Here is a 26,980-nt window from a genome sequence, read left to right as displayed (position 1 = left end):
TGGGCTCAATCGGTGCTGAGCTGGCCGTGGATCAGCTGGTGGTACTGGAACGCTTCGCGGATGTTGTCGCGCATCTCCATGTCGTCCCAGGGCTTGGTGTAGAAGCGGTAAATCTCGCCGCAGTTGATGGCGTTGAGCACCGATTCCAGTTCCGTGTAGCCCGACAGGATGATGCGCACCGTGCCCGGATACACTTGCTTGACGCGGCTGAGGAACTCGGTGCCGTGCATGCCCGGCATACGCTGGTCGCTGACCACCACCTGCACCTCGTGGATGGCCAGCAGTTCGAACGCCTGGTCGGCCGTGGTGGCGCGCAGGATGGTGTAGCCGTCGCGCCGCAGCAAGCGGGTCAGCGCGGATAGCACGTTGGGCTCGTCATCGAGCAGCAGCAGCGTGCGCTCCCCTTCCCCGCCCTGGACGGCGGCCGGCAGGCCGGCCTCCTGCCGCAGCAGCCCGGCAATGCCGTCGGCCGACAAGGGGCGGCTGAACAGATAGCCTTGCATTTCGTCGCACTGGTAGCGGCGCAGGTAGGCCAGTTGCGCCTCCGTCTCGACACCCTCGGCCACCACCTTGAAATCGAGACTGTGCGCCAGCGCGATGATGGAGCGCACGATGGCCGCCACGTTGGGGTCGCCCAGCATGTCGCGCACGAAGCTCTGGTCGATCTTCAGGTAATCGACCGGGAACAGGCGCAGGTAGGCCAGGCTGGAATAGCCGGTGCCAAAGTCGTCGATCGACAGCGCTACCCCCAGCTTCTTCAGCCGCGCCAGCACTTCCACGGCCGCGTCCACGTTGTGCATCATCAGGCTTTCGGTCAGCTCCAATTCCAGCAAGTGCGGCTTGAGGCCACTGTCGGCCAGCGCCGCGATGATGCCGTCGACCAGGCCCGGATCGCTGAACTGGCGCATCGACAGGTTGACGGCGATGCGCTGCGGCGCCAGCCCGGCCCGCTGCCAGGCCTGGTTTTGCTGGCAGGCCGCACGCACCACCCAGCGCCCGATCGGCACGATCAGGCCCGTCTCCTCGGCCACGCTGATGAAGCGGGCCGGCGCCACCATGCCCAGCGTCGGATGCTGCCAGCGCAGCAGCGCCTCCAGGCCCAGCATCTCGCCCGAGCGCAGGCTGAGCTTGGGCTGGTAGTGCAGACTCAGTTCGCCCCGTTCCAGCGCGTGGCGCAGCTCGGCCTCGATCAGGGTGCGCTCGTGGACGCGGGCGTGCATGGCCGCCTCATAGAACTGGATCTGGTTGCGGCCCGCCTCCTTGGCGCGGTACATGGCCAGGTCGGCCTGGCGCAGCAGCTGTTGCGCGTCGACCCCGTCCTGCGGGCAGACGCTGACGCCGATGCTGCAGGTGATGGTGTGCTGGCGGCCATCCAGCGTGACGGGCGCCGTCACCGCCTCCAGCACCCGCCGCAGCAGGCTGGCGGCAGCCGGCGTTTCGGGCGTTTCCATCAACAGCAGCGTGAACTCGTCGCCGCCCAGGCGCGCCACCGTGTCGCTGTCGCGCACGCACGCGCGCAGCCGCGCGGCCACGGTGCGCAGCAGCACGTCGCCTTGCTGGTGCCCCAGGCTGTCGTTGACCAGCTTGAAGTTGTCCAGGTCGATGAAGGCGATCCACACGGCGTGCTGGTAGCGCTGCGCATAGCCGATGGCCTGCTCCAGCCGGTCGGCCAGCAGGTTGCGGTTGGGCAGATCGGTGAGGGCGTCATGGCTGGCCTGGTGCTCGAGCTGCTGCTGGTAGCGCATGGTATCGGTCATGTCGGTCAGCACGCACACGTGGTGGCTCACGTGCTCGTCGTAGGCGTGCACGGGCGCCACGTGCAGCTTGGCCCAGAACAGCTGGCCGTGCTTGTCGCGGTAGCGCTGCAGGATGGTCGCTTCGTGCGGCGAATCGAGCGCCGCCCGCAGCGCCGCGTGCTGGGCCGGGTCGCCATCGCCGTCGAGCAGCAGCAGGCTGCGGCGCCGCACTTCCTGCTCGCCATAGCCGGTCAGCTGGACGAAGGCCGGATTGACGTACTCGATCTGGTCCCCCTCGGGCGTGCTGGCCACGATGGCGATGGCGTTGACGCTGGCGTCCAGCGCCCGCGCCTGCAATTGCATGACCAGTTCCGCCCGCTTGCGCTCGCTGATGTCCTCGATGGTGCCCAGCACGCCGATGATGGCGCCGGCGCGGTCGTGCAGCGGCGCCTTGTTGATCAGGTACCAGTGGCGGCCATCGGGCTGGTCCATGTATTCCTCGCGGTTGAGCAAGGGCTGGCCGGTGCTGACGATGGCGCTGTCGTCGGCGCGGATGCGGGGGGCGTTGTGCGACCACGGGAAATCGTCATCGGTCTTGCCCACCACGTCCTCGTTGCGGGCCAGCCCGGCGGCGCGCGCGAACACGCTGTTGCAGCCCTGGTAGCGCGCCGCCAGGTCCTTCCAGAAGATCTGGTGCGGCATCTGGTTGATGATCAGCTGCTTCAGTTCGCGCGATGCGTACAGCGCCGCCTCCGTGCGCAACTGCGCCGTCACGTCATGGCACAGCACGAAACGCGCGGCCTTGCCGGCGATGGTGACCGAATGCGACGACACCTCGACCTGGAGCAGGCTGCCATCCTTGCGGCGGTGGGTCCAGCAACCGGCCCGCTCGGCGCCGCGGCGCGGTGCGCCGGCCAGGTTGTCCTGCAGGCGCGGCAACTCCTCCGGCGGGCGGATGTCCTCGATGGTCATGGCCAGGAATTCCGCCTCCGAATAGCCGTATTGCCGGATCGCGGCCTGGTTGACCACCAGGAAGCGCAGGCTGGCCAGCTCATACACCCACATGGGATGCGGGTGCTGGTCGAACAGGCGCTTGAAGCGCAGCTGCGATTCGAACACGTCATAGTCGGCCAGGTCGAACGACAGGCAGAGGAACTGGCCGGCGCCGTCGGCGCCGGCGCGCCATTCGATCAGCTGCGACATGGCCAGCACGCCGCCCTGCCCGTCCAGCATGTCCAGCTCGCCGCGCCAGAAGCCGTTTATCCTGGACAAAGCCAGCGCGTCGTCCAGGACGACGGTGGCCGCCCACGGCGCGTACAGGCCGCTCGCACAGGCGCCCACCACCGCCGCCGGACCAAGCAGCCCGCGGCCATAAGGATTGATGGCCAGCAGCCGGCCATCGACGTTGAGCAGGAATGCCAGGTAGGGACTGTGCGCAAAGAGCTGGTCGAACCCCGGGGTTTCAGTAGGGGACGGCGCCGGGCGCCGGACCAATTTTCCAACCGTGTAGGGTCTGCGACCCGGCCTGCCTCGTTGCTTACGCTGATCCATCGGCGATCTGTCCAGAACATTGGCCACAGCCCCGAAAGTGACGCGATGGCGCACCGCATTCCGAGGAAAGCGTGATGTAATCGATCATAGCAGAACGCCCGCAAACGTGGTGCCGGTCTGGCCGGGCCTGCAAGCGTGGCCGTCGTGGCGCGGCCGCCCATGCCACTCCCGGCGCCGTCACGTGCGCGCCGCTTTCGCGCGTCGATGGATAATCGTCGCAACCCGGCGCCAGCACCGGGCCACGGCGGAGCCGGCATGACGGTGACGTTCGAATGCGAGGTATCGGCGGCGGCAACGCCGCTGCACCATGTGTGGGAAGAATGCGTGGGCAGCGGCCATGCGCCGCTGGCCTTGCGCGCCGACTGGCAGGCCCGGTTGCGCCGCGCGCACGCCGAGCTGGGCGTGCGCCAGGTACGCTTTCACGGCCTGCTGTCGGACGACATGGGCACGCTGATCTGCCACCCGGAAAATGCTGTACTCGTTCTTCAACCTCGACCAGGTGTTCGACTTCCTGCTCGGGATCGACGCGGCCGAGTTGCAGCCGGCACCGCTGCCGTGGACGCACGGCGACGGCGGCCTCGCGCTGGAACTGGCATTACCCCCGCAAGCGGGGACGCTAAGCGAGCGCGGAACCGACCTGGACGACGACGCCCGCGTCGCGCGCCAGCAGGGCCACGGGCCAACCGTGCCTGGCAAATTCGATCGCCGTCGCCCGGCCCATGCCGGCCGAGGCCCCGGTGATCACCACGATTTCCTGGCGCATGGTTGGTTTCTCCCTGCGCAACCGAACATCGCGCAAGCGACGCCGGCGCATCTCACCGCACCGGCGGCACTTCCTCAGCTTCCCCACCCAGGATATCGCGTCCGGCACCGTCACGGCGCCGCGTACCCATGCGCAAGACTGCACTTCAATATGCGGGACGCTCACTGCTGCTCGTCCTTGCGCCTGGCCTTTTCCGATGGCGGGTGATGATCAGCTGCCTTGACGGACGCCGGGTGCTGCTGCTGCGCGCCAGGTGGCGGCGGCGGCGGCGGCCGGTGCCCCTCTGGCGGCGCGTGCGGCGGCTCCGCCCGCCGGGCCTGGGGCGGTTGGTACTGCACCTCGCGCGGCGGCACGGCATGAGGCGGCTCAGCATGCACTGGCGGAGGATGGGGCGGCTCGGCGGCCCGGGCCTGGGGCGGCTGGTGCTGCACCTCGCGCGGCGGTACGGCATGTGACGGCGCGGGATGTGCCGGCGATTGCGGGTGCGGCGGCGCCACAGGTCTGGCTTGTGCCAGCTGGTGCGGCAGCTCGCGCGGCGGCTGCGCCGCAGGTCGCGCCGGTTCAGGAGGATGCGGCGCCTCCACGCGCGCCTGCCGCGCTGGCGGGCTTTGCGCCGGACCTTGCGCCAGATTTTGCGCCTGACCTTGCGACGGCGGCGCCTGCGGCCGTGGTTCGGCATGTTGTGGCGGGATCGAACGTGGCGGTTGCGCGGCGACGGCGGGCAGCTGCCCACCCTGTGGCGGATGCGCGGCCTGTGCGGAATGGGCAGCCTCCGGCGGGCGCGCCACTTGCGCATGTCCTGCCACGACCGGCGGCGGCGCCGCTTGCGGCAGCGCGCCGGCCGCACGCTGCGCGGCCCCCGGCGTGGTCGCCACCGCCGGTTTGGTCGGGGGTGGTAGCGGCGCCAGTGGCCGTCCCGGCTTGAAGGGCGGCAGCAGCTTCACCCGCGGCGCGGTTGCGGCCAGCGCCACCGTCGCTGGGCGCGCTGCGGGGTGTGGCGGTGCTACGTCGCGCATGGGCGGCACCACAGGCGGCGTGTGCGCGATCACCTGGCGCGCCATGACCGCCGGTGACGGCGTGCTGCGCGCCGGGCGGTTCATCACCCGGCTCAGCGCCTGCGGCGCCAACGCCACCTTATTTGTCACTGGCGCCGCCGCCAACGCTTGCCAGCGTACCGGCAGCGCGGCCTGGCGCACCGGCTGCGCGCGCACGAAGGCTTGCGCCGGCACGGCCGTTATCGCGCCCGGCACCTGCTGGTTGGCATAGTTGACGTTGGTCACGTTGGTCACGTTGACCACTTGATTGATCTCACTCCGGTTAATTACCGTGTTACTGACATTGACCTTGGTGATATAGGCAGGACTGGCCTGGTATGCCGGCCGGTACACCTCCCGCGGACCGAGCGGGAACCAGGCCACACCGGGGCCGCGGTCGGCCGCCAGCGCCAATGCCGCGCCAGCGACGAACGCCACCAGTGCCGGTGCGTACACCGGCTGTTCCAGCGCCGGTCCGGGCACCCAACTCCAGCCCGCGTCGAGGTGAGTCCAGCGGCCGTAGTGCGATACCGTGAAGCCCCAGGGCGCATCGTCGACCCAGGTCCATCCCCAGGGGGCGATCCAGCTCCAATGCCCATCGCGATACGGTGCCCAGTCCGGCGCCACGTGCGCCGGCGTCCACACACTGCCGTACTCCGGCACCGTGTGCCAGCTGCCCTGATCGTCCAGATCCTCATAGCCAATCAGCTCGGGCGACACATACCGGCGCGTCACCGCCCTGTCGTGGCGCTGGTCACGCTGCGCGGCCCAGCGTTCAAAATCATCATCGGGCGGCGCTGACGCATACTGGTAGTCCTGCAGGTTGGTGCCGCCAAAGCGGTAGGACTGGCCCGGATCGATCAGGTAGGCGTTACCCTCGCCATAAGCCTCGGCCTGGCCGCCGCGCACCGCCACCACCGTGGAAGCGCCGTTCGGATCAACTTCCAGCTGGTACACGCCTGGCCGGCGTATCGTCAGCGCCAGGTTGGGCGTATCCACTTCCAGCACCTCGCCCGGGCCGAGCCGGCGCACGCGCAGATAGGCCCGACCCTGCGTCAGCTGGAACTGCGCGGTGCGGTCATCGAGGTTCAGGACGGACACCAGCGTGCTGGCGTCCATGCGCAATGCGGCACCGCCTATCTGCACCTCATCGCGGGCGCCGGCAGCGACCCACAAGCGATCGCCCGGCATCAGGGGGCGGTTGATGCCAGCCTGCACCCAGTCCTTGCTGCCGGCCACCGCCAGGCTGACCGGTCCGTCCACGTAGGCCAGCCGCGCCACACGCCGGGGCGGATCCGCCAGCGCCGTGCCAACGGAAAATGTCAGTGCGATGGCTACGGCAACCAGGGACAGGCGGCAATGCTCTCTGCGCGTTTTCATGGTGGTTTCCCATCTGCCTCATGTATGATCTATCAACATAAGGCATGCGATGGAAAACTTCTGTACGCGGCCTAACAAACCATCAACTGGCGACCTGTCCGACCGATATTCCAGCTCTGGACGCCCCCGCCCTCACTGGCCCGACACGGTGGAATAGACCCGCCTGCGCTTGGAGGCGATGGCCGGGCGTACCTTCTGCGGGCTGATGGCGGCGCTGGTGCTGCCATCGCGCTGCACGGCACCGATGACGACCGACACCGGGCGCCCGTTGACGGGTACCCCGGTCGCCATGACCGGCGATGGCGGCAGGCCGCCGCCCACGAACTCGCTGGCGCGCGCACCGTTGCAGGTGCCGGCCGTGTCGATCCCGCCCGAGCCGTTGAACAGGTTGACCCAATACCCCTCCGCCTTGCCCAGCGGGGTGGCGCAGGTGCCCGCAACGGCCGGCACGGGGCGGTTGGTGCTGAACGTGACCATGCCGCTGGCGATCAGGGCCGAGGTGACCACCTGCTCGCCCTGGCCGAACTGATTCAGGTTCATGTACCAGCCATTGAGGTTGGAATTGGGCAGCACGGACGTGGTGTCGCAGGTGGTGTTGGTGGTGTAGTCGATCAGGTCGGTATCGAGATTCCTGGCCGGGGTGCTGGCGTTGCTGCTCAAGTCATCCTTGTAGACATAGAAGCGGTTGGTCACGGAGCTGTAGGGATATTGCGACTGCAGCGGATGCTCGCGGTCGCCGCTGCCGATGGCCACGTAGACCTTGCCGGACACGGCCAGCAGGGCCGGCGCGAACAGGAATTTGCGGCCGGCGCCATTGGTGTAGGCCACCCGGTGCAAACTCCAGTTGCCGCTCTTGAGCGGCGCCACCGAAGCCGGATTGGCGACGAAATCGATGCGGTAGATATTGCCCCCCGTGTCGGCCGCGTAGGCGTAATCGGGCATGCCGTCATTGTCGATGTCGACCATGGCGATGTCGGAGGCGACGGCGCGGGTGGTGGCGAACGAGGCAATCACCGCGCCCGTGTTGCCGTCAAGGATATAGACCATGCCGCCCTTGGTGGAACCACAGGCGGGCGTGGTGGTGTCGGCGTCCTCGCAGCCGTCGTAGCCGCCGCCCACCACCACCACCGGCTGGGTGGTGGAATAGCCGCGGATGAAGGCCACGGACGGGGTCGACCAGGTCTGGCCGATCTGGCTCATGCCGTTGGTGCAGTTGTTGTCATCGGCCAGGTCAGGGCAACCGGCCTTCCACTTGAGCACCGGCGTGGCCGGGTTGCTCACGTCGAGCGCGTAGATCATGCGTCCGCCGCGGCGCATGGTAGGCAGCACCCACACCCTGGAACTGTCCTGGTTCTGGTACACGCCGGTAGAACCGTCGAAGAAATAATCCTTCTTCTGGGGCGTGGGCACGATGCCGGCGGCCAGGTTGGGATAGGCCACCAGCGGGCTGTTGCTCATCAGCCGGCCGAGCCGGGAGAAAAATTCCGGCGCCACGAACGACCAGCGCTCGGCGCCCGTGCCCGCGTCCACGGCGCGGAAGGTGCCGTCGTTGGCGCCATAGAAGACGGTCACCCCGCTGCCGCCATAGTTGACGGGCAAGGGCCGCGAATGGATCACGTCGCCGTGGATGGAGGGCCGCGTGGTGCTGGTGGCGCCCGTCCCCTTCTCGTTGTTGACGTCCTCGCCGCGGATGAAGCGCACCAGCTGGTCGGACAGGCCGGAACTGGCCGTGCTGAAACTGGTCAGGCTGGTGCCGGAGGCCGTGTACATATTGCGGTTGACGGCCCAGGTTGGCGTGGTGTTGGTGCCGGGCGGCTGGTTGCCCTTGCGCAGCACTTCCGCCACGGCGCCCTTTTCCACCTGGGGACCATCGGGCAAGTCCGAATACGGATCCTGCGCGCTGGTGCTGCAACCGCTGGCCGGATCGGGGTTCAGGCCCAGGCCGCTCCAATAGCTGCCGCTGTCGCTGGTCCAGTAGCTGGCCGCGCACGGCGTGATGAAGCCGGTGAGCGGATTGACGGCCAGCGTGCCGGTGGCGTCACCGAGGTCGATGCCGGCGCCATTGGCCACCAGCTGGTAACGCTTGAGGTTGCCGAACCAGCGCGGCTTGGCGTCCGCGTCGGGCCGGAACATGCCGATGAAGACCTGGTTCTCGTTCTGCGAACGGTTGGTCGCGTTCACGGGCAGGCTGGTGGAGGCGAACGTGGAGTTGACGGCCTGGATCTCGACCAGGATCTGCTTGAGCGCCGCCACGATGGCTTGCTCGTTGGTGGCGTTGAAATACTTGCCGCCGCCCGCCTTGGCCATGCTCATCAGCAAAGAGGTATGGGTCGCGTTGGGCTGCTGGTTGTAGACGTCGATGGTGTAGGTGGTGACATAGGGCCGGATGGTGGTGCCGGCCACGGGCACGCCCTTGTCATGCATGAAGCGGGCCCACTCGTCGGCGTTGAACGGGTTGTTGTCGAGCGTGCTGGTGCCGGTGGGCGTGTTGGTGATGGTGGTGTTGGTGCCGATCACGCTGTACAGGCTGGTGTTGCGCGAACACGCCGGGGTGCCGCTGGTGGCGGCGCCGATGCTGCACCCCTGGGTGTAGCTGGCGCACTGGGTCGCATAGTCGGCCAGGCCGGCCTGGGCCGCGTTGGCGCTGCTGTAGCACTGCAGGGTATTGCCCAGATTGGCGGACTGGCTGGTGGAGCTGGTGGTGAAATTGGGCAAGCCCAGCTGCTTGCTGACGCCGCCCAGCGCCGTCAGGGCCGCCGTGTTGGCCGCATCGTCGGCCGTCGGGCCGCGCGCGTCCGGATTGCCGATGAAGATGATGAAACTGCGTCCGCACGTGTCATCCGCCGTCAGGGGCGCGGCGAACCGGGTGTAGGGCACGGCATAGCCAGCGGCGTCGGCCAGGCTGGTGACGATGGCTGTGGGCGAATAGTCATTGGCGCCGGCGAAATAATTGTAGGCGTCATACATCAGGTTGCCGTACGGCGTGTTGGCGTTGCGCTTTTCGTTGGGCGTGGTGATGTTGTTGTAGATGGTGGTCAGGGCGCTGCTGAAGGCGGTCTGGTTGGCGGCCGTCATCGGCTTGACGGCGAAGCGGATATAGCCGCCGTTCTGGTTGGCCGTGCCGCCGGTGACGAATTCCATCAAGCCCAGGTTGACCGTGCTGTTCAATGTCGAGACCACGGTCTTGATGGCGTTGGCCTCCGACTGGCCCTGCTGGACGCCACCGGGCCACTGCTGGCTCTGGCGCGACCAGTTGGCCGTATTGTCGAGCACGATCAGGATGCGCGGATTGATGGCGCTGCCGGCCGAGGCGCCCGTGAAGATATCGATATCCTCGGCCAGCGCGCAGGACGGCAGCGCGGCCAGGGCCAGCCACAGGCACAGCCTGCGCAGGGGGGGAACGGTGAACGGCTTCATCTTGCACCTCATGTCAGGAACGGCTGTCACGGACAGCTGGTTGCCACATCATCTTTCGCGACCCGCACGGCGACGCCGTGGGTGACTTCGACCGCCGCCTCCGTCACCGTGTCGGTGGCCACCGCATGCACTTCCCACACGCTGTCCTCGCACAGCGAATCGCCGGTGACGCTGCCGGCCACGCCGAAACTCTGGCTGGCGCCCAGCGCGCAGCCCACGTCCTCGGACTTGCTCAAGTCCAGCGCCGCGTTCTTGATGGCCTGGGCCTTGACGCATTTGGGCGCCGGCGTGATGGCGACGGTGACATCGGGCTTGCCATCGCCATTGCTGTCGACGCAGCGCGTGTTGGGCGTGCCATTGCACGGTGACGGCACGGCATCGGTGGGGGTAGTGAAGAACTGGGTGCTGCTGATGACCTCTTCCAGCGTCTGGTCGGCTGCCGCGATCGCCTCATTGCGGTGCTGCATATTGGCCACCACTTGCAGGTTGCTTTTGCCCAGGTTGAAGCTGGTCATGGCCAGCATGGTGATCAGCAACAACATCACCAGCGCCACGATCAGGGTGAAGCCGCGCTGGCGGGCGCGCGCGGGCCGGCATGGGCGGCGACGGGCGATCATGGCGCTTTCCTTCCGGCTGGATTGGTCAACACCACGGTCGCGTCGAACGCATGGCGCTTGTAATGGTCGTTGCTGGCCGCCACCACGTTGGGCGTGCCGTCGGCGTTCCGGCCCAGCACATAGGATTTGCTGTCCGTATAACCACCGCTCGGCTCGATATTGCGCGCCAGCACGTGCACCTTGGCCGACACCACGTTGGTCCAGTTGTTGATGGCGCAGGCGGCGGTGGCGCAACCGCCATAGCTGGCCGGATCGGGCGTGTAGGCGTCGGTGGCGCCATCGCTATTGGTGTCGAGCCCGTACTCAAGCTGCACATTCTCGATGCCTTCGGCCAGCGGCACGATGGCCACGGACAGCACGCCGCCATTGTTGACGATCTCGGCCCGCTTGAGGGTGGGGATGCCGTCGCCGGCGTTATCACTGTTGGCGATGAAGTAGACGTGGATTTCCAGGTAGCGCACCACGGCCGCCGTGCCGCTGCCGGCCGTGGCCGTGCAGTCGCGCTGGTGGCGCGTCATGTCGGCGGCGGTGGCGCCCAGCGCATAGAAGTCGGCGCTGCTGCCCGAGCCCAGTTCGCTCAGGTTGCCGCACAGCGAAGCCTGGAACCAGGGCGCGCCGGCGCTGTTGACCTCGCAGTCAGGGTCGCTCGTCAGGCAGGAGCTGGCGTGCCGGACCACGATCATGTCCGTGCCCTGCCGCACATCGGGCACGCAGTTGAGCTGGCCGGCGGCCACGTTGTCATAACCTTGCACATACAGTGGCAAGGCGGCCTGCAGGTCGGCCACCACCACCGAGCACGGGTCGGGCAGCGCGGCCGGCTTGGCCAGCACGGTGGGATCGAACTCGCCGTAGTAGCCGGCGTTGCGCAGCTCGTCGCTGAGCAACTGGACCGCGTAGCGGCCATTCTCGATCTGGCGGTTCGACTTCTCCACCTCGGCCTGGCTCTGGCTATTGCTGACGAACATGGTGGTCATGGCGGCCAGCACCATCAGGCCGATCACGGCGGCCACCATGATCTCGACCAGGGTGAAGCCGCGCTGTTGATGCAAAGGTCGGAACATCACGTCTCTCCTACGAGCACGACGGCAGGCCGATGGTGACGTGCACGGCGATGGCACGGCGGTAGCCATCGTCGCCATACAGGCCGGTGGCGCAAGTGAGCGCGGGCGCCACGGTCTTATGTACGCCCTGCCAGGTCACCGTCACCTGATAGATGCCGGGCCGGCACACGCCCTTGGTGGGGTCAGGCGCCTGGATCTGGTGCACGCAGCCGCGCGCGCCCACCATCGCGCCCACCTTGGCGCCCGCCTTCAGTTCGGCCGCCCCCTTCAGGGCATTGCTCCATTCGCACACGTCGCGCGCTGCGCCGGCCGCCAGCGTGCTGCAATCGTCGGGCTGGCCGTCGCCGGTGCCGGCCGGGGTGCTCTGCGCGTAGCTGGCGGCGTTGGCGCCGTTGGCCTGGATGCGGGCGCTCATGTCCTCCAGCAGCACCACCGCTTGCGCGCGCTGATAGGATTCGATCGTCCCCATCTGCATCTTGCCCTGCAGGGCGGCCACGCCCAGCAAGCCGAACGCGAGAATGACCAGGGTGACCAGCACCTCGATCATGGTGGTGCCGCCCATGCGGCCCGGCGCGGCGTGGCGATGGCGGCGCATGGTCAGCATCCTCCCGTTTTCACGTACGGCCGGCCGCTCAGGTCCACCATCACGCAACGGTGCTCGGCGCTGCCGGTGGCGCTGATGTCGAAACTGGGCGTGGTGTTGCCGCGCAACCTGCCATTGGCATGGAACACGACACTGTCGGGTCCGGTCACAGTGGCATTGACGATGGCGCCATGCTGCTCCAGGTTGCCGCCCGCCGCGCCCGGATTGAGCACGGCCCACCCCTGTTGCCATTGGCCGCCGTTGACTGGCATCAGCGCCACATCCGTATTGCGCTTGATCGCTTCGCTGCGGGTACGCGTGAGCACCGTGATCAGGTCGGCCGCGATACTCTTGGCGCGCTGGGTGGCGATGATGCGATTGAACGAGGGTGCGGCGAGGCCGGCCAGGATGGCGATGATGGCCAGCGCGACCAGGGCCTCCGGCAGCGTGAAGCCACCATCGGCGACGGGGTGCCGGAAACGCGCGGACATCACGGCCGTCACCACTTTCCGGCGGGCGTCTTGAGCCCCGTGTTGTCGATTGTCAGCGGCCCATCGGCCTGCTGGTTGGTACCAGCGAGGGGCATGGCGGTGATGGTGAACGTGGGCGGCGGCCCATCCTGGGTGGCGATCGCGATCGAGTACTTGGCCGCGACGGCGTCCGGGGTGGGCAAATTGAGCTGGGCGACGGTGCCGGCATAGCTGCGGGAGTCGGCCAGGTATTGCGTCTCGCGCTGGGCCAGGTCCAGCAGGTAAGCTTGCGCCGCCGCCCGGTTCGACTTGACGACCTGGCTGGTATAGGCGGGATAGGCGACCGCGGCCAGGATACCGATGATAACCATGGCCACCAGCAATTCGATCAGCGTGAATCCCCCTTGCGCAGCGCGCCGCCAGGCGCCGCCGTCCCCGTTCACATTCAGCTCATGCATCTGTCCGCTCCCCGCCGCCTCCGCACTTTGGCGGCCGCAGCAATAGTCACACTCACAAGCAATATGCTAGCTCAACAGTCTGACGTTACTCTGAAGAATTACTGACAAATTCCTGACAATGAGACTTCTTCTCAAACAACGTACTTTATTGTTGGTGAACATTCAACCGAATCCGGCAGCGGCCAGGCGGCGCGCCGAACCATGCAGCCCGGTTCCAAATGGCAACAGCAGCCTCGCTTCGATTGTAGGGCCGCCGTGGCAGGCCAGTGCCGTTCGGGCCATTACAGCTTGGTAATGTGTTGCGCCGGCAACAGTGGACATGCTGGCAGGCAAAGCGATGGGGAGCACTGCCGCGCTGCCAATTGCGCACCGAGCGCGCGTGCGCCTCAAACCAGCATCAGCAAACCATCGATGAAGCACGCCAGGCCGGACAGCCCGACAGGAATGGAGGCCCACCAGATACGCCGGGCCTTCATCAACCCCGCGATGGAGTTCAGGAGGATGGCCACCTGCAGGAAAATCACCGCGATGCCAAATGGCTTGCCACGCTGCTTGGCGACATCGCGCTGCTGTTCCAGCGCGAGCGCCTTGGCCTGGATGGCCTGCTTTTCAGCCGTGTAGCGCCCGATGGCCACACGGTACTCCGCCTCTTTCGCGGCGTAAGCGGCGGTCGCGGGGTTGGCCGCCGGCAGTGCCAGCGCCTGCAATTTCAATTGCTCCGCTTGCAGCTCATATAAGTGCTGCTTGGTGCTCTTGGCCTGATAAAACGCCCACTGGTCCGATGCCAATGCCTGGTTGATCACACTCTGCGTGGAATAGCCGCCCCCTTTGAAGGTAGACAAGGTGGCGCACACGGCCAGCACGACGGTGGCAAGCGCCATCCGATTCAACCAGGGTTCCTTTACCTCTTCGGCCATTGTTCACCTCGACTTGCAAAAAGGCAGCATTGTAGCAACGGGGCCCCCACTGAAAAATACCGACGTGGAAGTAAGAAATCGCCGGCTGAGCGGCGATTCTTCTGGATACGATTTGCCCAACCCGGCGGCAAAACCTCGATTCCGCGGTGATGCCCCACGCCGTCAGCGTGTCCGGCTTGCAGTCCGCGACTGTGGCGGGTCGGCAACGCCGCGGCGGCCGCACAGCGACCGGTCCGATAGGGGAGCGCAGCCATAAAGTTTGCCGTGAGCAGTTAATTGACGAGCCGAATCTATGCGCCGGACAACAAATGTGTCATAGTGAACAGACGCTACGCTATCGCTATTTTCACGACGCTCGAACACCGGGGCGCCACTGACCCAAATCGGCGTGCTTGTAAAAACCGTACGCTCCTGAATGACTGTCGCGTTCCCCTGCGTACACCCCGCCCGGAGGTGGTATGAAACCGATCAAATCCCAATTTCTCGGCGCGTTCGCGCTGATGCTGGCTGCCGTCTCCGCACCCTCGTATGCGGACTGGGCACAGTCGATTTACCCCAATTACACCCCGCCGCGTCCCGCCAGCGGCCAGGTCCAGGCGCAAAATCCGCCCGCCTTCACGTGGTCGAAATATCCCTATGATCCGTCGCTGTACGTCGTCAAGATCATGTCCGGCACGACCGTGGTGGGCACCTACACGGTGTCGCGCAGCTTCTATCTGCCCGAGGCCCCGTTGCCGACCGGCACTTACACCTGGCAAGTGACGCCGGCCGGCACCTTGAGCACGGGCGCGCCGGCGCCGACGGCCTGGTCCGACCCGCGCACCTTCACCGTCGACGCCACCGCGACCATGTTCATCGTGCCGAGTGACGCCAGCCTGGCGGGCACCATCCAGGCGCGCGCGCGCCCACGCCAGTTGCCCAGCAATTTCACGCCCGTGTCAGGCTGGAGTACGGGCATGCACACGGATCGCGACGCGGCCCTGTCCAGCCTGCAAACCGAGGTGACGGGGCGCATCACCAGTTTGGCAACGCTGTCCGATTCGCTGTGGCCGCTGGTGATCTCGTCGCCGCTGACGTCGGCCATGGTGGCCCAGCAGAACGACGTGCGCACCCAGATCGGCCTGGCGAGCCGCCAGCTGGAAGCGTCGGCCCTGCTGTACCGGCTGACCGGCAACACCACCTACCTGAACGAAGCATTCCGGCGCGGCGATGAACTGACCAAACTGAGTCCGTTGGGCCCCACCAGCTACACCAACCAGGATCAAGCCACGCGACAAATCACGCTGGCGCTGCTGAAGGCTTACGATTTCCTCAAGCCCGAGATCGAGGCGGCCGACGCGGCGACCCCGACCCTGCAGCGCAAGCTCAACTGGATGAACGCCGTCAATGCCCGCATGGTCGACATTTATGGCGACCTGGCGCGCAACAGTTTCCGTCTCGACCAGGCCCCCTATGACTCGCACGGCTCGACCCTGCTCGGCTATGCGGCCGCGATCTCGACGCTGGCGCTGGGCGAACCGAACATGCCCAACGCGATGACCTGGTTTACCGGCTCGTTCCGCGCCTATGTCAACTGGGTGTCGATCTGGGCCGGCCCCGAGGGCGGCTTCGCCGACGGCACCGCCTATGGCCAGTACTCGCTCGATTATTCGCTGCAACTGTGGCAACCGTTGAAGCAGGCCACCGGCATCGACCTGTTCAGCAAACCGTGGTCGCTGGGCCTGTCGAAGTTCTTCATGCACTTCCAGCCGCCCGGTGCGCCTGGCCATGTGTTCGGCGACGAGCACGACGTGCTGACCCAGCCGACACTGATGAAGGCGTTCGCGTCGCGCTTCAGCACCCCGTACGCGGCATGGTATGTGAGCCGCCTGAGCGGCAGCACCGAGAACGCGGTGACCTTGCTGGAGGCCGAGTATCCACTGCCGGTGACCAAGGCGACCAGTATGGCGGCGCCGCCCAATGGCGCGCTGTACCCCAGCATTGGCTGGGCCGCCATGCTCAGCGACATCAACAACACCAACCGCACGGCCGTCTACTTCAAGTCCAGCCCCTACGGTTCCTACAACCACAGCCACCTGGACCAGAACAGCCTGGTGATCGATTCGGGCGGCAAGCGGCTGCTGACGGAAGCGGGCTATTCCGACTACTATTACTCGCCGCTGGCGGTCAGCTGGTTCCGCACCACCAAGGCGAAGAACGCCATCACCTTCGACGGTGGCGTGGGCCAGGTGGCCAATTCGGATGGCTGGCGCAATCTGCTCAACAACGGCAAGATCACGGCTTTCAGCACCTCGTCCACGCTCGACTACGTCGAGGGTGACGCGACGGCCGCCTACAACGACACGCTGGCGACCAGTCCCGTGCTGTCGCAAGCCGTGCGCAAAGTCTGGTACCTGCGCGACCAGGACGTGGTGCTGGTGGTCGACAAGCTCAACGCGCCGCTGCCGCACACCTATGAGTGGAACCTGCACAGCATGTACAGCACGGCATCGGCCACGGCCGGCACCAGCTCGTTTACCACCTCCGGACTCAAGGTCAGGATCAACAATGAGGGCCGCACCCTGTGCCTCAATTCGCTGTCGACCGACGTGGCGCTGCAACCGCGCACGGGCGCCCCGTCCAAGACCGGCATCACGGAAAACCACATGGCCTACACCAAGCTCGCCCCCGCCACGGCCGGTGAATTCATCGTGGTCGCCTCCGTCGGTTGCCGCAACACCAGCGCCACCATCAGCACCACCAGTTCCGGCCGCACCGTGACGCTGGTGTCGACCAGCCCGACGGGCGCCGTGCTGTCGCGCGACATCCTGATCGGTAACTAACCCTGCCGCCTGCCCCGTCCGGGGCAGGCCCGGCTTACTCTTTAAAAATTCTAAGCAAAGTCACGGCTGGCGACGCCGCGCCTATTTTTCGGTCTGTTTTCGCCGCATCTATGACCTCAACCAATTGATCATATTTATCAGCTTGCCGATCATCCAGATTAGTCATGTTCATGCTCCACCGCGTAAAAGTACGGAATTTTGCCGGCTCATTGTAAAGAATCCGGGAATTCCTATGGCGTGGATCTTTTTCAATTTTCTTGTACAGCGCGTTCAGGGTTTCCAGCGGCCCTTCCAGGACTTGCAGAAACCAGCCGCCATTATAGAACAAGCTTCCCGTAACATCGATCAGCTGATTATTGTTTTTGGCAATTCTCTGGATTTCATTTAAATCTTCTTGAGACATTTTTCGCGTCGCTTGACTAACATAAACCAGCTGATTGATCGACATTTACATTCTCCTTGTGTCATACACATCACCAAAATTATCCAAAACTGCGCATCGAATTAAAATTATTGAATTTGGCATCGAAAAGATATCCGAAATGTCCTCCCCGGCGTCAATTAATATAATATTTTCCTTTGTTAACAGGGAGCCTGAGGAAATATCATTCCATTTTTTACTACTTTTCCGACTGTAAATTGCGGCTTACTGCGCCGTTATATTCACGTTGCCAGGCAATGCGCGCGCAATCCCAGACACAGCCTCGCCTGCCACGATGGCATTCGCGCGCGATCCCGCAACAGATCTCCTTCTGTACTTATGCAGCGCATCAATCAACTCCGGCAGCGTCAACAGTACGTTAATGCCCCTGGGCGACCGGTCCAGTCCGATTGCCCCCGCTCCACCTATCCATATTTCCACCGATTTCGGAACAATATTCCGCAGCACTTTCAGCAGTGGCAAGATGCGCCGCTTGGGAAACGCGGCGCTAAAGGACAGGCAGACTATATCGGCGTGATAATCGCTGATCGCATGGGGGATTTCCTCCAACGGGGTCTGGGCGCCGAGCGATATACAGCTTGCTCCGTAGAGTGATACCAGGGCGTCCACCATCAGGATGCCCAAGGTATGCAATTCGCCGTCCGGCGTGGTAACGAGTATGCAAGGCTGGCCATCCGGCCTGGCGACAGGCGAGATGTGTTCCCGCATCACCCCCTGGATCACTTCCGAATACATGTGCTCGTCGCGTATGCCGATCTCGCCTCGTTCCCAGGCGGCGCCAACCTGGTCGTTCAACTCGGACATGACTTCCAGTACAAATTTCTCCAGCCCAAGTTGCGTGATTTCCTGCCTCAACCTCATGGCCAGCGAGAGGCGATGGCGCGCGTAAAGCAGGCGCATCAAGTCCGCAACGACTTGCGTATTGACATGCGCCGCCGGCGCCCAGTTGCCCGGCGCCGGCAGCAACGACTGCAATTGCGCCTCATCGAGTGGCACCACCTGCGCGGGACGCAGGCCGGCATCGATCAACCGCTTGATCAGTTTGAGCCGGATCATCTGCTGCTCCGCATAGACCCGGTGTCCGCTGGCGTCTCTTTCCGGGACGGGAAAGCCGTAGCGCTCTTCCCACTTGCGCAACACTTCCTTGGAAAGGCCGGTTTCCAGCGCCATTGTTGCAATCGTGCAATATATCGACACAATGTCCTTACTTTTAATTGAAATGTCTAAGACAAATTATGATACATTGGCGCCTAAGTTGCAATGATTTGCCGATGTGGGCCCAGGAAGGTGCAAGTCGACACGTGTGCCCTCGCCCAACGGATATCCATCCTGGGGCAGGCCGGCTGGCGGAACGCCAGTGCCGATGGCGGCCGGAGCGAGATGCGTATGACCTGTCACATGGGCAGATCGAAAGAATTTTGCATTTCCATAAATGAGCAGGCTTAACCGTCGTGACGCACTATCCGTCACCGAAAGAAAAGATGAATATCACAAATGTAAAAATTGGCACCAGGCTCAAGCTGGGATTTGGCGCCGTGCTGTTGCTGCTGGCTGGCGTGGCGATGTTGGGCATCAACGGTTTGAACCGTTCCAACGACGCCATGCATCATATTGTCGACGACAACATTGTAAAAATGGGCTTGTTGGAAGACATGTCGCAGTCGATACACATCGTGTCGCGTGTGGTGCGTACCATCGCGCTGCTGCATGACGAGGCTGAGGCCAAAGTTCAGGGCAGGAAAATCGACGGCGCCCGTGAAAAATACAATGCCGCTTACGCCGCCTTGCAGAAAATGCCGCTGGATGATGCTGACCAGGCCCTGGTTGCCAGGATAGCGGAACAGGCCAGCCTGGCCAGCGCCGCGAATGACAAATTTATGGCGCTGTCGAAGAGCAACCTGGAGGAGGCCGTCAGGGTGCTCATGACGGAGTCCATACCGACATCCGATGCCTGGCAGAATTCGCTGCAGGAATTCGTCGCGCTGCAAAAAACGAAGAGTCGGCAAGACGAAGCGTTGGCGGCGGCAAGTCGCCAGTCGGCGCAGGACTTGATGCTGGTGCTGACCGCGCTTGCCGTTCTGGCCGGCGGCGCCATTGCATGGTTCAGTACCAGCTCGATCATGCGGCCGCTGAATGAAGCGGTGAAGATTGCACAAATGGTCGCTGCCGGCGATCTGTCCAGCCGGATTGAGCCCCAGTCAGACGATGAGACGGGGCAACTGATGCAGGCACTGAAGGTCATGAATGACAGTCTGGCGAACATCGTTGGCGAGGTGCGCATCGGCACCGATACCATCGTGACCGCATCAACGCAGATTTCCAGCGGCAATCTGGAGTTATCTTCCCGCACCGAGCAACAGGCCAGTTCGCTGGCGGAAACGGCATCGTCGATGGCGCAATTGACCAATACCGTGAAATTGAACGCCGACCACGCCCGGCGTGCCAACCAGCTGGCGATTTCCGCCTCCGATGCGGCGACCCAGGGTGGTGCCGCCGTGTTGCAAGTGGTGGACACCATGAGCATGATCGATGCCTCGTCCAGAAAGATCGTCGACATCATAGGCGTGATTGACGGCATCGCATTCCAGACCAATATCCTGGCCTTGAATGCGGCAGTGGAAGCGGCCCGCGCCGGCGAGCAGGGGCGCGGCTTTGCCGTGGTCGCCTCGGAGGTGCGCAATCTGGCGCAGCGCAGCGCTGCCGCTGCCCGGGAGGTCAAGACGCTGATTGGTGATTCGGTCGACAAAGTCGATCTGGGCGCCAAACTGGTTGAGCAAGCCGGGGCGACCATGCAGACCGTCGTCAGCAGTATTCGTAGCGTCACGGACATTATGGCTGCCATCACGGTGGCAAGCGAAGAGCAAAGTGCCGGCATCGAACAGATCAACCTGGCCATCGCGGAGATGGACGGCGTGACCCAACAAAATGCGACGCTCGTGGAAGAGGCTGCCGCTGCGGCCGTATCGCTGGAGGATCAAGCCGGTAGTCTGGCGCAAGTGGTCAGCGTGTTCAAGATCGGGCATGCGCAAGCGACGGGGCCGGCCAAGCCGTTGGCGCGCCGCCAGGCACGTGTTATCGCCCTCGATGTGCGCGGCAAGCAGCAGCGCCCGCAAGTCGCAGACAGCATGGATAGCCTTGCGGCCCATTCTGCAGGAAAGATAGGTTACGCATGAATTCGACTTACCCTGTCCAGCACAACATCATGCCGGCCGGCTGCCAGAAATGCAAAGATGGCCAGCAACTCGGCTTTGATATTGCGTTCGCCTATCAGCCTATCGTCGATATGCATACGCGTGCGATCTATGCGCACGAGGCGCTGGTACGCGGACCGAATGGCGAATCGGCCTTCTCGGTGCTGTCACAGGTGACGGACGCCAATCGGTATCTGTTCGATCAGGCTTGCCGGGTCGAAGCCATCCGGGGGGCGGCGGAACTGGGGTTGAAGGAGTTGTTGTCGATTAATTTTCTGCCGAACGCAGTCTATCAGCCGGCAGCGTGCATCCGCAGCACGTTCGAGGCTGCGCGCCGCTACCAGTTTCCGATCGAGCGCATCATTTTCGAGGTGACGGAAGGCGAGCGAGTGCAAGACCGGCCGCACCTGGTCAATATATTCCGCGAGTACAGCCGCTTTGGCTTTCGTACCGCGATCGATGATTTCGGCGCCGGCTATGCGGGCTTGAACCTGTTGGCTGAGTATCAACCGGACATCATCAAGATCGACATGGAACTGGTACGCGACATCGATACCAGCAAGCCAAAACAGGCGATCGTCCATGGCATCGTGGCGATCTGCCGTGCGCTCGATGTGCGCGTGCTGGCCGAAGGCATTGAAACCAAGGCAGAGCGCGATTTCCTGCGTGATGCCGGCATCGCGCTGATGCAGGGGTATTTATTCTGCAAGCCGGCATTTCGGGCGATTGGTGTCATTGATCCGTCGGCCTGGGACTGAGCTTGCAGCCTGGCCATCAGTCTTGCGCAGCGCAGGCTGGTTAATGCTGGAAAAGTTGGACGCAATGGGATCGCGACGATGGGTTAGCTGACATTCTCAGCCCCGGGACCTGCGCATCCCTGAACGGGCGGCATGATTGATAGACATTATCCAAGAAAGGCCACATTGATGATCAACCTAGCTTGTACGTTAGCGCTGCCCGGGCAGGCCCAGGCCAAGGGAAAACCATGAGCGTGCTTGATGCGCCGAAGTTCTTTTCGGATTTCCAGAGCGCCGGCGACTATGCCTTGCAGTTTCTCAAGCAGCGTCTGGGTTTTGGTCTCTGGATGATTACCCGGGCCGAAGGCGACGACTGGATCATCTTGCAAACCGATGGTACCGGGGTCAGTCCGGGGGCGGTGCTGCGCTGGCGCGATTCGTTGTGTTGTGAAATGGTCAAGAACAACGGACCCCGTATCGCGCCCGACATCTCCGAAGTGGCGGCTTACCGGAACCGGCCGATTACGCGCCAAGTGCCGATTCAGGCGTACATCGGCGTGCCGCTCATGCTTGCCGATGGCAGCATGTTCGGCACGCTGTGCGCAGTCGATCCGCGGCCCCAGCCGAGCGAGATCGCTGACGAGACGGCTCTGATCGAACTGGTGGCGGCCTTTCTCAGTACGTTGCTTAGCAACGAGCTCAAATTGACGGAGCAGCGGCGCCTGAGCGAGCGCTTGAGGCTGGAGGCCCACACCGATGCGCTGACCGGACTGGCAAACCGCCGGGCATGGGGTGAATTCCTGTCCAGCGAAGAGGAACGCTGTCGGCGCTACGGCCATCCAGCGGCAATACTTTCCATCGACCTCGACGATCTGAAACGGATCAATGATGCCGAAGGACACGCTGCTGGCGACAGCCTGCTGCAGGCGGCAGCGCAAGCACTGCGTTCGGCAACGCGCGAGATCGATATGGTCGCGCGCCTGGGCGGAGATGAATTCGGCATCGTCGCCGTCGAATGCGATCAGGCTGGCGCCCTATTGCTGCGACAGCGTTTGCTGACCAGCCTTGCTGAGCACAACGTACGGGCTTCCTTAGGGATGGCGATGCGTACTCAATCACATGGCTTGGCGCAAGCGTGGGTGGTGGCGGACCAGAACATGTACCGTCACAAACGCCGCTCGTCCCAGACAGCGCTAGTCTCACCCGGTCAGTGAAGCCCGTGCGGTGTGCTGTCAATAGTGGACACTTCCGTTGCAAGCGGCCAGCGCAGTGCCTTAGTCTCACGCCCGCTTCAGCGGAAGCCGTCGAACGCAACCTTCAGCATGTGCCGCACAATGTCCTCGTCGGCCATCTTGCTGTACTTCTGTAAATATTCGACCGCCGGATCGCAAGTGCGCGCGTAGTAGCTGAACAGGATGACGTCGGTGGGTAATTCGCGGTCCAGCAATCCCTGCTGCTGCGCCTGCTTGACCATCCCTTCCAACTGGCGATTTAACTTGACCACCCGCAGCATGTACTTGACGTTGCGAATCAACATCTCGCGCACGTGGGGGCTGGTCGACGGCAGGAATGGCAGCCCGCCGTCCAGCCGCACCCGCAGCGCCCATTCCAGCAGCGCCGACAGTTTGTCCACCGGCCCCAGTCCCGGGTCCAGCGCCGCGACGTACTCGAGCGCCCCGTCCAGCAGACGGATCAGCGCCTCGCCGACCAGCTCTTCCTTCGACTTGAAGTGCTTGTACAGGCTGGGCTTGGAGATGCCGACCGCGCCGGCCACATCATCCATGGTCATCAGATCGTAGCCTTTGCTGCTCAGCACCGCCGTCGCGGCATCGAGGATCGCGTGCTCGCGCAGCTTAAATGCCTGATTTTTAAAGCTTAATTTCGGGATGATACTCATTGGTAAATTCCGCTACTAATCAGTAGCATTTATTCTTTGATGGTAGTAATATTAGCACGCCGGTAGGCTAACGGCGCAAATTCACCACCCGAGGCCCATGAAAGCATCCCGCAAACGCATCGCCGTGATCGGTTCCGGCATTTCCGGACTGGCCAGCGCCTACTTCCTCAACCGCCAGCACGATGTGGTGCTGTATGAGGCCGGCAGCTACCTGGGCGGCCATACCAACACGGTTGACGTGACGCTGGAGGGGCGCACCCATGGTGTCGATACCGGCTTCCTGGTCTACAACGAACTGACCTACCCCAACCTGGTGGCCCTGTTCAAGGAACTGGACGTGGCCAGCATTGCCAGCGACATGTCGTTTGGCGTGTCGGCCGGCGACGGCGCGCTGGAATGGGCCGGCAGCAGCCTCGACACCGTGTTCGCGCAGCGTGCCAACCTCGCTTCGCCTGCTTTCCTCGGTATGTTGCGCGACATCCTGCATTTCAACCTGAACGCGCAGCGCTTCCTGCGGCAAGTCAGCCTGTCGGGCCTGACGCTGGGCCAGCTACTGCAGCAGCAGCGCTACGGCGCCAGCTTCCGCGATGCCTATCTGCTGCCGATGGCCGCCGCCATCTGGTCCAGCTCGCCCGGCGACATCCTGCAATTCCCGGCCGCGACCTTCCTGCGCTTTTGCATCAACCACGCGCTGCTGCAGATCAGCAACCGGCCGCAATGGCGCACCGTGGCCGGCGGCGCGCGCCAGTATGTCGCGCGCATCGCCGCCACGCTACCCGATTGCCGGCTGAATACGCCGGTGCGCGCCGTGCACCGCGCGCACGGCGAAGTGGTCGTCAATAGCGCCTGCGCCAGCGAAAACTATGACGCCGTGGTGTTCGCCACCCACGCGCCCACCACCGTGGCGCTGCTGCAGGACCCCAGCGACACCGAGCGCGCCATCCTGGGCAGCGTGCGCTACCAGCCCAACACCGCCTACCTGCACACCGACACCAGCCTGATGCCGCGCCGGCGCAAGGTGTGGTCAGCGTGGAACTACCTGTCCGGCGCGCAGGCCGATGGCCAAAGCCCGGTCTGCGTCAGCTACTGGCTCAACCAGTTGCAAGGCTTGCCGTTCGAGACGCCACTGATGGTGACGCTGAACCCGCCCGCCGCGCCGGCGGCCGAGCACGTGCTGGCGCGCTTCGACTACGCGCACCCGATCATGGACCAGCCCACCATCCGCGCGCAGCAGCTGCTGCCGCGCATCCAGGGCGTCGACGGCATTTGGTATGCGGGCGCCTGGACCGGCTACGGCTTCCACGAGGATGGACTGAAATCGGCGCTGCGCATCGCCACCGCCTTCGGGGTGGCGCCAACCTGGGCGACGCTGCCATGAACCCTTCTCCCGCCCAGTTGGTGCATGGCCAGGTGATGCACGCGCGCCTGCGCCCGGTGCCGCACCGCTTCACCTATCCGCTGTTCTATGTGCGCCTCGATCTCGCCCAGCTGGACATGTGCAATTCGCGTTGGTTCGGTGTGGACCGTTGGCGGCCACTGTCGCTGCGCCGCCGCGACTACGGCCCGCGTGACGGTTCCAGCCTGGAATTGTGGATGCGCGCGCTGTTGCGCGAGCACGGCATCGCGGCCGATGGTGCGATCTGGCTGCAAACCTTTCCGCGCGTGTTAGGCTACGCCTTCAACCCGGTCAGCTTCTGGCACTGTCACGACGTAACCGGTCGACTGTGCGCGGTGCTGGCCGAGGTCAACAACACTTTCGGCGAGCACCACCGCTACCTGTTGCATGTCGCTGCGCACGTACCGGGCACGCCAGCCAGCTGCAGCGCACGCGCGGTCAAGCAGCTGCACGTGTCGCCGTTCTGCCAGGTACAAGGCCATTATCGCTTCCGCTTCCGGCTGGGCGGCGCCAGCCACTGCACCACTCTCGATTACCACGACAATGACGGCCTGCTGATTCGTACCGCCCTGAGCGGACGGCCCATGCCGATGACCGACCGCGCCTTGCGCGCCGCGCTGCTGCGCTATCCCCTGCTGGGGCTCGGCGTGGTGGCGCGTATCCACTGGCAGGCATTGCGGCTGTGGCTGAAACGCGTCCCGTTCTTCAGCAAGCCGCCCGCCCCCGCCCTTCACACCACCGTGCACCAGGAGACTGCCCGATGAACCGCAGCATGACGACCCACCCACATGATGCACCGGCCGGCGCCCGCCTGTTCCTGGCGGCGCTGAACCGCATCCGCACCGGCCACCTCGAGCTGATCACGCCCTGCAACACACGGATGATCTTTGGCGATGCCCACTCGCCGATCGCGGCCAGCCTGACGCTGCACGACTGGAGCGCCTGCCAGCTTATCCTGCGCGCCGGCGACATCGGCTTTGCCGAGGCCTATGCCGACGGCCGCATCGACACCCCAGACCTGACGGCGCTGCTGCGGCTGGCGCTGCGCAACGAGGCGGCGCTGGAGCCGCTGGTGTTTGGCGGCGCGCTGGCGCGCTGCTGGTACCGGCTGCGCCACTGGCTGCGGCCCAACACGCGCCAAGGCAGCCGCCGCAACATCCATGCGCACTACGACATTGGCAACGCGTTCTATCAACTGTGGCTGGACCCCAGCTGGACCTATTCGAGCGCACTGTTCGACGGTGACTTCAGCCTGCCGCTGCAAACCGCACAGCAACGCAAGTACCAGCGCATCATCGACACGCTGCGGCTGACGTCCGGCCAGCGGGTACTGGAAATCGGCTGCGGATGGGGCGGTTTCGCCGAGTACGCGGCGCTGCGGGGCATCGCGGTGCATGGCGTGACCATCTCGCCGTCGCAGCTGGAGATCGCGCAACGCCGCGTGCAGCAGCACCAGTTGCAGGATCGCGTGTGGCTGGAACTGCGCGATTACCGCGACCTGAATGGGCAGTATGACGCTGTGGTGTCGATCGAGATGTTCGAAGCGGTCGGCGAGCGGTTCTGGCCCGATTACTTCCGCACTGTGGCGGCACGGCTCAAGCCGGGCGCGCAGGCGCTGGTGCAGTCGATCACGATCGACGAGCGGCATTTCGAGCGCTATCGCAGCAGCACCGACTTCATCCAGCAGTACATCTTCCCGGGCGGCATGCTGCCGAGCGTGGAGCGATTCAAGCGCCACGCCGAACGCGCCGGCCTGCAGCCGCTCGCGCACCACGCCTTCGGGCCCGATTATGCGGAAACCCTGCGGCGCTGGGACGCGCAGTGCCGCGTCCATCAACCGCAAATCGCCAGCCAGGGCTTTGACCAGCACTTCATGCGCATCTGGTCGATGTATCTTGCCTACAGCGAAGCCGCCTTTGACGAGGGCAGAACCGATGTGGTCCAGTTCCTGCTCCAGAAGGCCTGAGATGGCGCGCGTCCTGCGGCTGGCGATGCTGGCTGGATTGCTGGCCGGGCTGCTGGTCGGCGCGCCGTGCCACGCGGTCGGCTGGCGCGACGAGTTGCCGCAGGCTGTGGCGCTCGGGAGCGGTGATCTGCGCTGGCTGGGCTTCCGCATCTACCACGCCACGCTGTGGGCGGGGCAGCGGCCGTTCCAGCCGGAGCGCCCGTTCGCGCTGCAGCTGCGCTACTACCGCAACATCAGCCGCGAGCGACTGGTGCAGGCCAGCCTCGATGAAATGCGCCGACTGGGCCGCGCCAACGTCGATGCCGCCACGCTGACCCAATGGGAGAGCAAACTGACCCGCGCCTTCACCGATGTCGCGCCAGACGATGAATTGATCGGCGTGTACGCCCCCGCCCACGGCATGCGCATGTACAACCGCCAGGGCCTGCTGGCCGACATCGACGACGTGCCGCTGGCGCGCGCCTTCTTTGGCATCTGGCTCGACGAAAGCACGCGCGACCAGGGGCTGCGCAGCAAGCTGTTGGGAACCGCGCCATGACGCC

The 26,980-nt window shown here is 64.6% G+C and carries 20 protein-coding genes and 2 pseudogenes; 9 read left to right on the top strand and 13 right to left on the bottom strand.

Features of this window, described 5'->3' with window-relative positions; translation table 11 throughout:
• Window positions 1-5: 5 nt before the first annotated feature.
• The gene (locus H3H36_RS12060; RefSeq protein ID WP_229219875.1) at window positions 6-3,230 is read right to left on the bottom strand and encodes an EAL domain-containing protein; all 3,225 of its coding nucleotides are present in this window, start codon (window positions 3,228-3,230) and stop codon (window positions 6-8) included.
• A gap of 216 nt (window positions 3,231-3,446) precedes the next feature.
• On the opposite strand from H3H36_RS12060, the pseudogene H3H36_RS27715 reads away from it, so the two are divergent.
• Window positions 3,447-3,725, top strand: a pseudogene (locus H3H36_RS27715) (GH39 family glycosyl hydrolase); the annotation flags it as partial.
• 217 nt (window positions 3,726-3,942) lie between these two features.
• Here H3H36_RS27715 and H3H36_RS27840 read toward each other — a convergent pair.
• The 9 genes and pseudogenes from H3H36_RS27840 to H3H36_RS12015 form a co-directional block, all read right to left on the bottom strand.
• Window positions 3,943-4,050 (bottom strand): annotated as a pseudogene (locus H3H36_RS27840) (SDR family NAD(P)-dependent oxidoreductase); the annotation flags it as partial.
• Window positions 4,051-4,211: 161 nt separating this feature from the next.
• Window positions 4,212-6,464, bottom strand: a complete 2,253-nt coding sequence (locus tag H3H36_RS27535; protein ID WP_182217799.1) for a DUF6600 domain-containing protein — start codon at window positions 6,462-6,464, stop codon at window positions 4,212-4,214.
• Between the two features lie 132 nt (window positions 6,465-6,596).
• Window positions 6,597-9,881 carry a pilus assembly protein gene (locus H3H36_RS12045; RefSeq protein ID WP_182217797.1) on the bottom strand — a complete coding sequence of 1,095 codons (3,285 nt, stop codon included), beginning with the start codon at window positions 9,879-9,881 and terminating at the stop codon, window positions 6,597-6,599.
• 26 nt (window positions 9,882-9,907) lie between these two features.
• Window positions 9,908-10,498, bottom strand: a complete 591-nt coding sequence (locus H3H36_RS12040; RefSeq protein ID WP_182217795.1) for a pilus assembly PilX family protein — start codon at window positions 10,496-10,498, stop codon at window positions 9,908-9,910.
• Entirely contained in the window at window positions 10,495-11,559 is a 1,065-nt protein-coding gene (locus H3H36_RS12035) for a PilW family protein (RefSeq protein WP_182217793.1), read from the bottom strand. Before H3H36_RS12035 ends, H3H36_RS12040 begins: the two co-directional genes overlap by 4 nt.
• 10 nt (window positions 11,560-11,569) lie before the next feature.
• The gene (gene pilV, locus H3H36_RS12030; RefSeq protein ID WP_229219874.1) at window positions 11,570-12,154 is read right to left on the bottom strand and encodes a type IV pilus modification protein PilV; all 585 of its coding nucleotides are present in this window, start codon (window positions 12,152-12,154) and stop codon (window positions 11,570-11,572) included.
• A 2-nt stretch (window positions 12,155-12,156) separates the two neighbouring features.
• The gene (locus tag H3H36_RS12025) at window positions 12,157-12,633 is read right to left on the bottom strand and encodes a GspH/FimT family pseudopilin (protein ID WP_182217791.1); all 477 of its coding nucleotides are present in this window, start codon (window positions 12,631-12,633) and stop codon (window positions 12,157-12,159) included.
• 8 nt (window positions 12,634-12,641) lie between these two features.
• Window positions 12,642-13,070 (bottom strand): type IV pilin protein, encoded by a 429-nt coding sequence (locus H3H36_RS26990; RefSeq protein ID WP_182217789.1) that lies wholly within the window; start codon window positions 13,068-13,070, stop codon window positions 12,642-12,644.
• A gap of 386 nt (window positions 13,071-13,456) precedes the next feature.
• Window positions 13,457-13,987: a DUF4337 domain-containing protein gene (locus tag H3H36_RS12015; RefSeq protein WP_182217786.1), complete on the bottom strand. Its 531-nt coding sequence runs from the start codon at window positions 13,985-13,987 to the stop codon at window positions 13,457-13,459.
• A 458-nt stretch (window positions 13,988-14,445) separates the two neighbouring features.
• Here H3H36_RS12015 and H3H36_RS12010 point away from each other — a divergent pair, with 458 nt between their 5' ends.
• Window positions 14,446-16,809: a heparinase II/III domain-containing protein gene (locus tag H3H36_RS12010; protein ID WP_182217784.1), complete on the top strand. Its 2,364-nt coding sequence runs from the start codon at window positions 14,446-14,448 to the stop codon at window positions 16,807-16,809.
• Window positions 16,810-16,843: 34 nt separating this feature from the next.
• Here the strand turns inward: H3H36_RS12010 and H3H36_RS12005 are convergent, their stop codons facing one another.
• On the bottom strand, window positions 16,844-17,257 hold the full coding sequence (locus tag H3H36_RS12005; RefSeq protein WP_182217782.1) for a BLUF domain-containing protein: 414 nt from the start codon (window positions 17,255-17,257) through the stop codon (window positions 16,844-16,846).
• A 198-nt stretch (window positions 17,258-17,455) separates the two neighbouring features.
• Window positions 17,456-18,448 carry a MerR family transcriptional regulator gene (locus tag H3H36_RS12000; RefSeq protein ID WP_375539591.1) on the bottom strand — a complete coding sequence of 331 codons (993 nt, stop codon included), beginning with the start codon at window positions 18,446-18,448 and terminating at the stop codon, window positions 17,456-17,458.
• Window positions 18,449-18,732: 284 nt separating this feature from the next.
• Here H3H36_RS12000 and H3H36_RS11995 point away from each other — a divergent pair, with 284 nt between their 5' ends.
• The 3 genes from H3H36_RS11995 to H3H36_RS11985 all read left to right on the top strand — a co-directional run bounded on the left by H3H36_RS11995 (window position 18,733) and on the right by H3H36_RS11985 (window position 22,393).
• A complete protein-coding gene (locus H3H36_RS11995; protein WP_182217776.1) occupies window positions 18,733-20,424 on the top strand; it encodes a methyl-accepting chemotaxis protein in 1,692 nt (563 codons plus the stop codon).
• Entirely contained in the window at window positions 20,421-21,200 is a 780-nt protein-coding gene (locus H3H36_RS11990; RefSeq protein WP_375539590.1) for an EAL domain-containing protein, read from the top strand. The genes H3H36_RS11995 and H3H36_RS11990 overlap by 4 nt, the downstream gene beginning before the upstream one ends.
• A 227-nt stretch (window positions 21,201-21,427) precedes the next feature.
• Complete coding sequence (locus H3H36_RS11985) at window positions 21,428-22,393, top strand: sensor domain-containing diguanylate cyclase (RefSeq protein ID WP_182217773.1); 966 nt, start codon at window positions 21,428-21,430, stop codon at window positions 22,391-22,393.
• Between the two features lie 77 nt (window positions 22,394-22,470).
• Here H3H36_RS11985 and H3H36_RS11980 read toward each other — a convergent pair whose 3' ends face one another.
• Complete coding sequence (locus H3H36_RS11980) at window positions 22,471-23,076, bottom strand: TetR/AcrR family transcriptional regulator (RefSeq protein WP_182217771.1); 606 nt, start codon at window positions 23,074-23,076, stop codon at window positions 22,471-22,473.
• Window positions 23,077-23,173: 97 nt separating this feature from the next.
• Here H3H36_RS11980 and H3H36_RS11975 point away from each other — a divergent pair, with 97 nt between their 5' ends.
• Genes H3H36_RS11975 through H3H36_RS11960 form a run of 4 tightly spaced genes read left to right on the top strand, consistent with a single transcriptional unit; the run spans window position 23,174 to window position 26,976 of the window.
• Window positions 23,174-24,454 (top strand): NAD(P)/FAD-dependent oxidoreductase, encoded by a 1,281-nt coding sequence (locus H3H36_RS11975; RefSeq protein ID WP_182217769.1) that lies wholly within the window; start codon window positions 23,174-23,176, stop codon window positions 24,452-24,454.
• Complete coding sequence (locus H3H36_RS11970) at window positions 24,451-25,236, top strand: DUF1365 domain-containing protein (RefSeq protein ID WP_182217766.1); 786 nt, start codon at window positions 24,451-24,453, stop codon at window positions 25,234-25,236. The genes H3H36_RS11975 and H3H36_RS11970 overlap by 4 nt, the downstream gene beginning before the upstream one ends.
• The gene (locus H3H36_RS11965; protein ID WP_182217764.1) at window positions 25,233-26,438 is read left to right on the top strand and encodes an SAM-dependent methyltransferase; all 1,206 of its coding nucleotides are present in this window, start codon (window positions 25,233-25,235) and stop codon (window positions 26,436-26,438) included. Before H3H36_RS11970 ends, H3H36_RS11965 begins: the two co-directional genes overlap by 4 nt.
• 1 nt (window position 26,439) lies before the next feature.
• Window positions 26,440-26,976: a chalcone isomerase family protein gene (locus tag H3H36_RS11960; RefSeq protein WP_229219873.1), complete on the top strand. Its 537-nt coding sequence runs from the start codon at window positions 26,440-26,442 to the stop codon at window positions 26,974-26,976.
• Window positions 26,977-26,980: the final 4 nt, after the last annotated feature.

Source organism: Rugamonas fusca, assembly GCF_014042365.1.
Taxonomy (GTDB): Bacteria; Pseudomonadota; Gammaproteobacteria; order Burkholderiales; family Burkholderiaceae_D; genus Rugamonas; species Rugamonas fusca.
The sequence above is the reverse complement of the archived record's forward strand: the minus strand, read 5'-3'. Positions and strand labels throughout refer to the sequence as shown.

What these genes read in the sequence shown, in the direction of transcription:
- H3H36_RS27535 (WP_182217799.1), bottom strand. Translation starts at nt 6,464, where the DNA reads ATGAAAACGCGCAGAGAGCATTGCCGCCTGTCCCTGGTTGCCGTAGCC.
- H3H36_RS12045 (WP_182217797.1), bottom strand. Translation starts at nt 9,881, where the DNA reads ATGAAGCCGTTCACCGTTCCCCCCCTGCGCAGGCTGTGCCTGTGGCTG.
- H3H36_RS12040 (WP_182217795.1), bottom strand. Translation starts at nt 10,498, where the DNA reads ATGATCGCCCGTCGCCGCCCATGCCGGCCCGCGCGCGCCCGCCAGCGC.
- H3H36_RS12035 (WP_182217793.1), bottom strand. Translation starts at nt 11,559, where the DNA reads ATGTTCCGACCTTTGCATCAACAGCGCGGCTTCACCCTGGTCGAGATC.
- pilV (WP_229219874.1), bottom strand. Translation starts at nt 12,154, where the DNA reads ATGCGCCGCCATCGCCACGCCGCGCCGGGCCGCATGGGCGGCACCACC.
- H3H36_RS12025 (WP_182217791.1), bottom strand. Translation starts at nt 12,633, where the DNA reads ATGTCCGCGCGTTTCCGGCACCCCGTCGCCGATGGTGGCTTCACGCTG.
- H3H36_RS26990 (WP_182217789.1), bottom strand. Translation starts at nt 13,070, where the DNA reads ATGCATGAGCTGAATGTGAACGGGGACGGCGGCGCCTGGCGGCGCGCT.
- H3H36_RS12015 (WP_182217786.1), bottom strand. Translation starts at nt 13,987, where the DNA reads ATGGCCGAAGAGGTAAAGGAACCCTGGTTGAATCGGATGGCGCTTGCC.
- H3H36_RS12010 (WP_182217784.1), top strand. Translation starts at nt 14,446, where the DNA reads ATGAAACCGATCAAATCCCAATTTCTCGGCGCGTTCGCGCTGATGCTG.
- H3H36_RS12005 (WP_182217782.1), bottom strand. Translation starts at nt 17,257, where the DNA reads ATGTCGATCAATCAGCTGGTTTATGTTAGTCAAGCGACGCGAAAAATG.
- H3H36_RS11995 (WP_182217776.1), top strand. Translation starts at nt 18,733, where the DNA reads ATGAATATCACAAATGTAAAAATTGGCACCAGGCTCAAGCTGGGATTT.
- H3H36_RS11990 (WP_375539590.1), top strand. Translation starts at nt 20,421, where the DNA reads ATGAATTCGACTTACCCTGTCCAGCACAACATCATGCCGGCCGGCTGC.
- H3H36_RS11985 (WP_182217773.1), top strand. Translation starts at nt 21,428, where the DNA reads ATGAGCGTGCTTGATGCGCCGAAGTTCTTTTCGGATTTCCAGAGCGCC.
- H3H36_RS11980 (WP_182217771.1), bottom strand. Translation starts at nt 23,076, where the DNA reads ATGAGTATCATCCCGAAATTAAGCTTTAAAAATCAGGCATTTAAGCTG.
- H3H36_RS11975 (WP_182217769.1), top strand. Translation starts at nt 23,174, where the DNA reads ATGAAAGCATCCCGCAAACGCATCGCCGTGATCGGTTCCGGCATTTCC.
- H3H36_RS11970 (WP_182217766.1), top strand. Translation starts at nt 24,451, where the DNA reads ATGAACCCTTCTCCCGCCCAGTTGGTGCATGGCCAGGTGATGCACGCG.
- H3H36_RS11965 (WP_182217764.1), top strand. Translation starts at nt 25,233, where the DNA reads ATGAACCGCAGCATGACGACCCACCCACATGATGCACCGGCCGGCGCC.
- H3H36_RS11960 (WP_229219873.1), top strand. Translation starts at nt 26,440, where the DNA reads ATGGCGCGCGTCCTGCGGCTGGCGATGCTGGCTGGATTGCTGGCCGGG.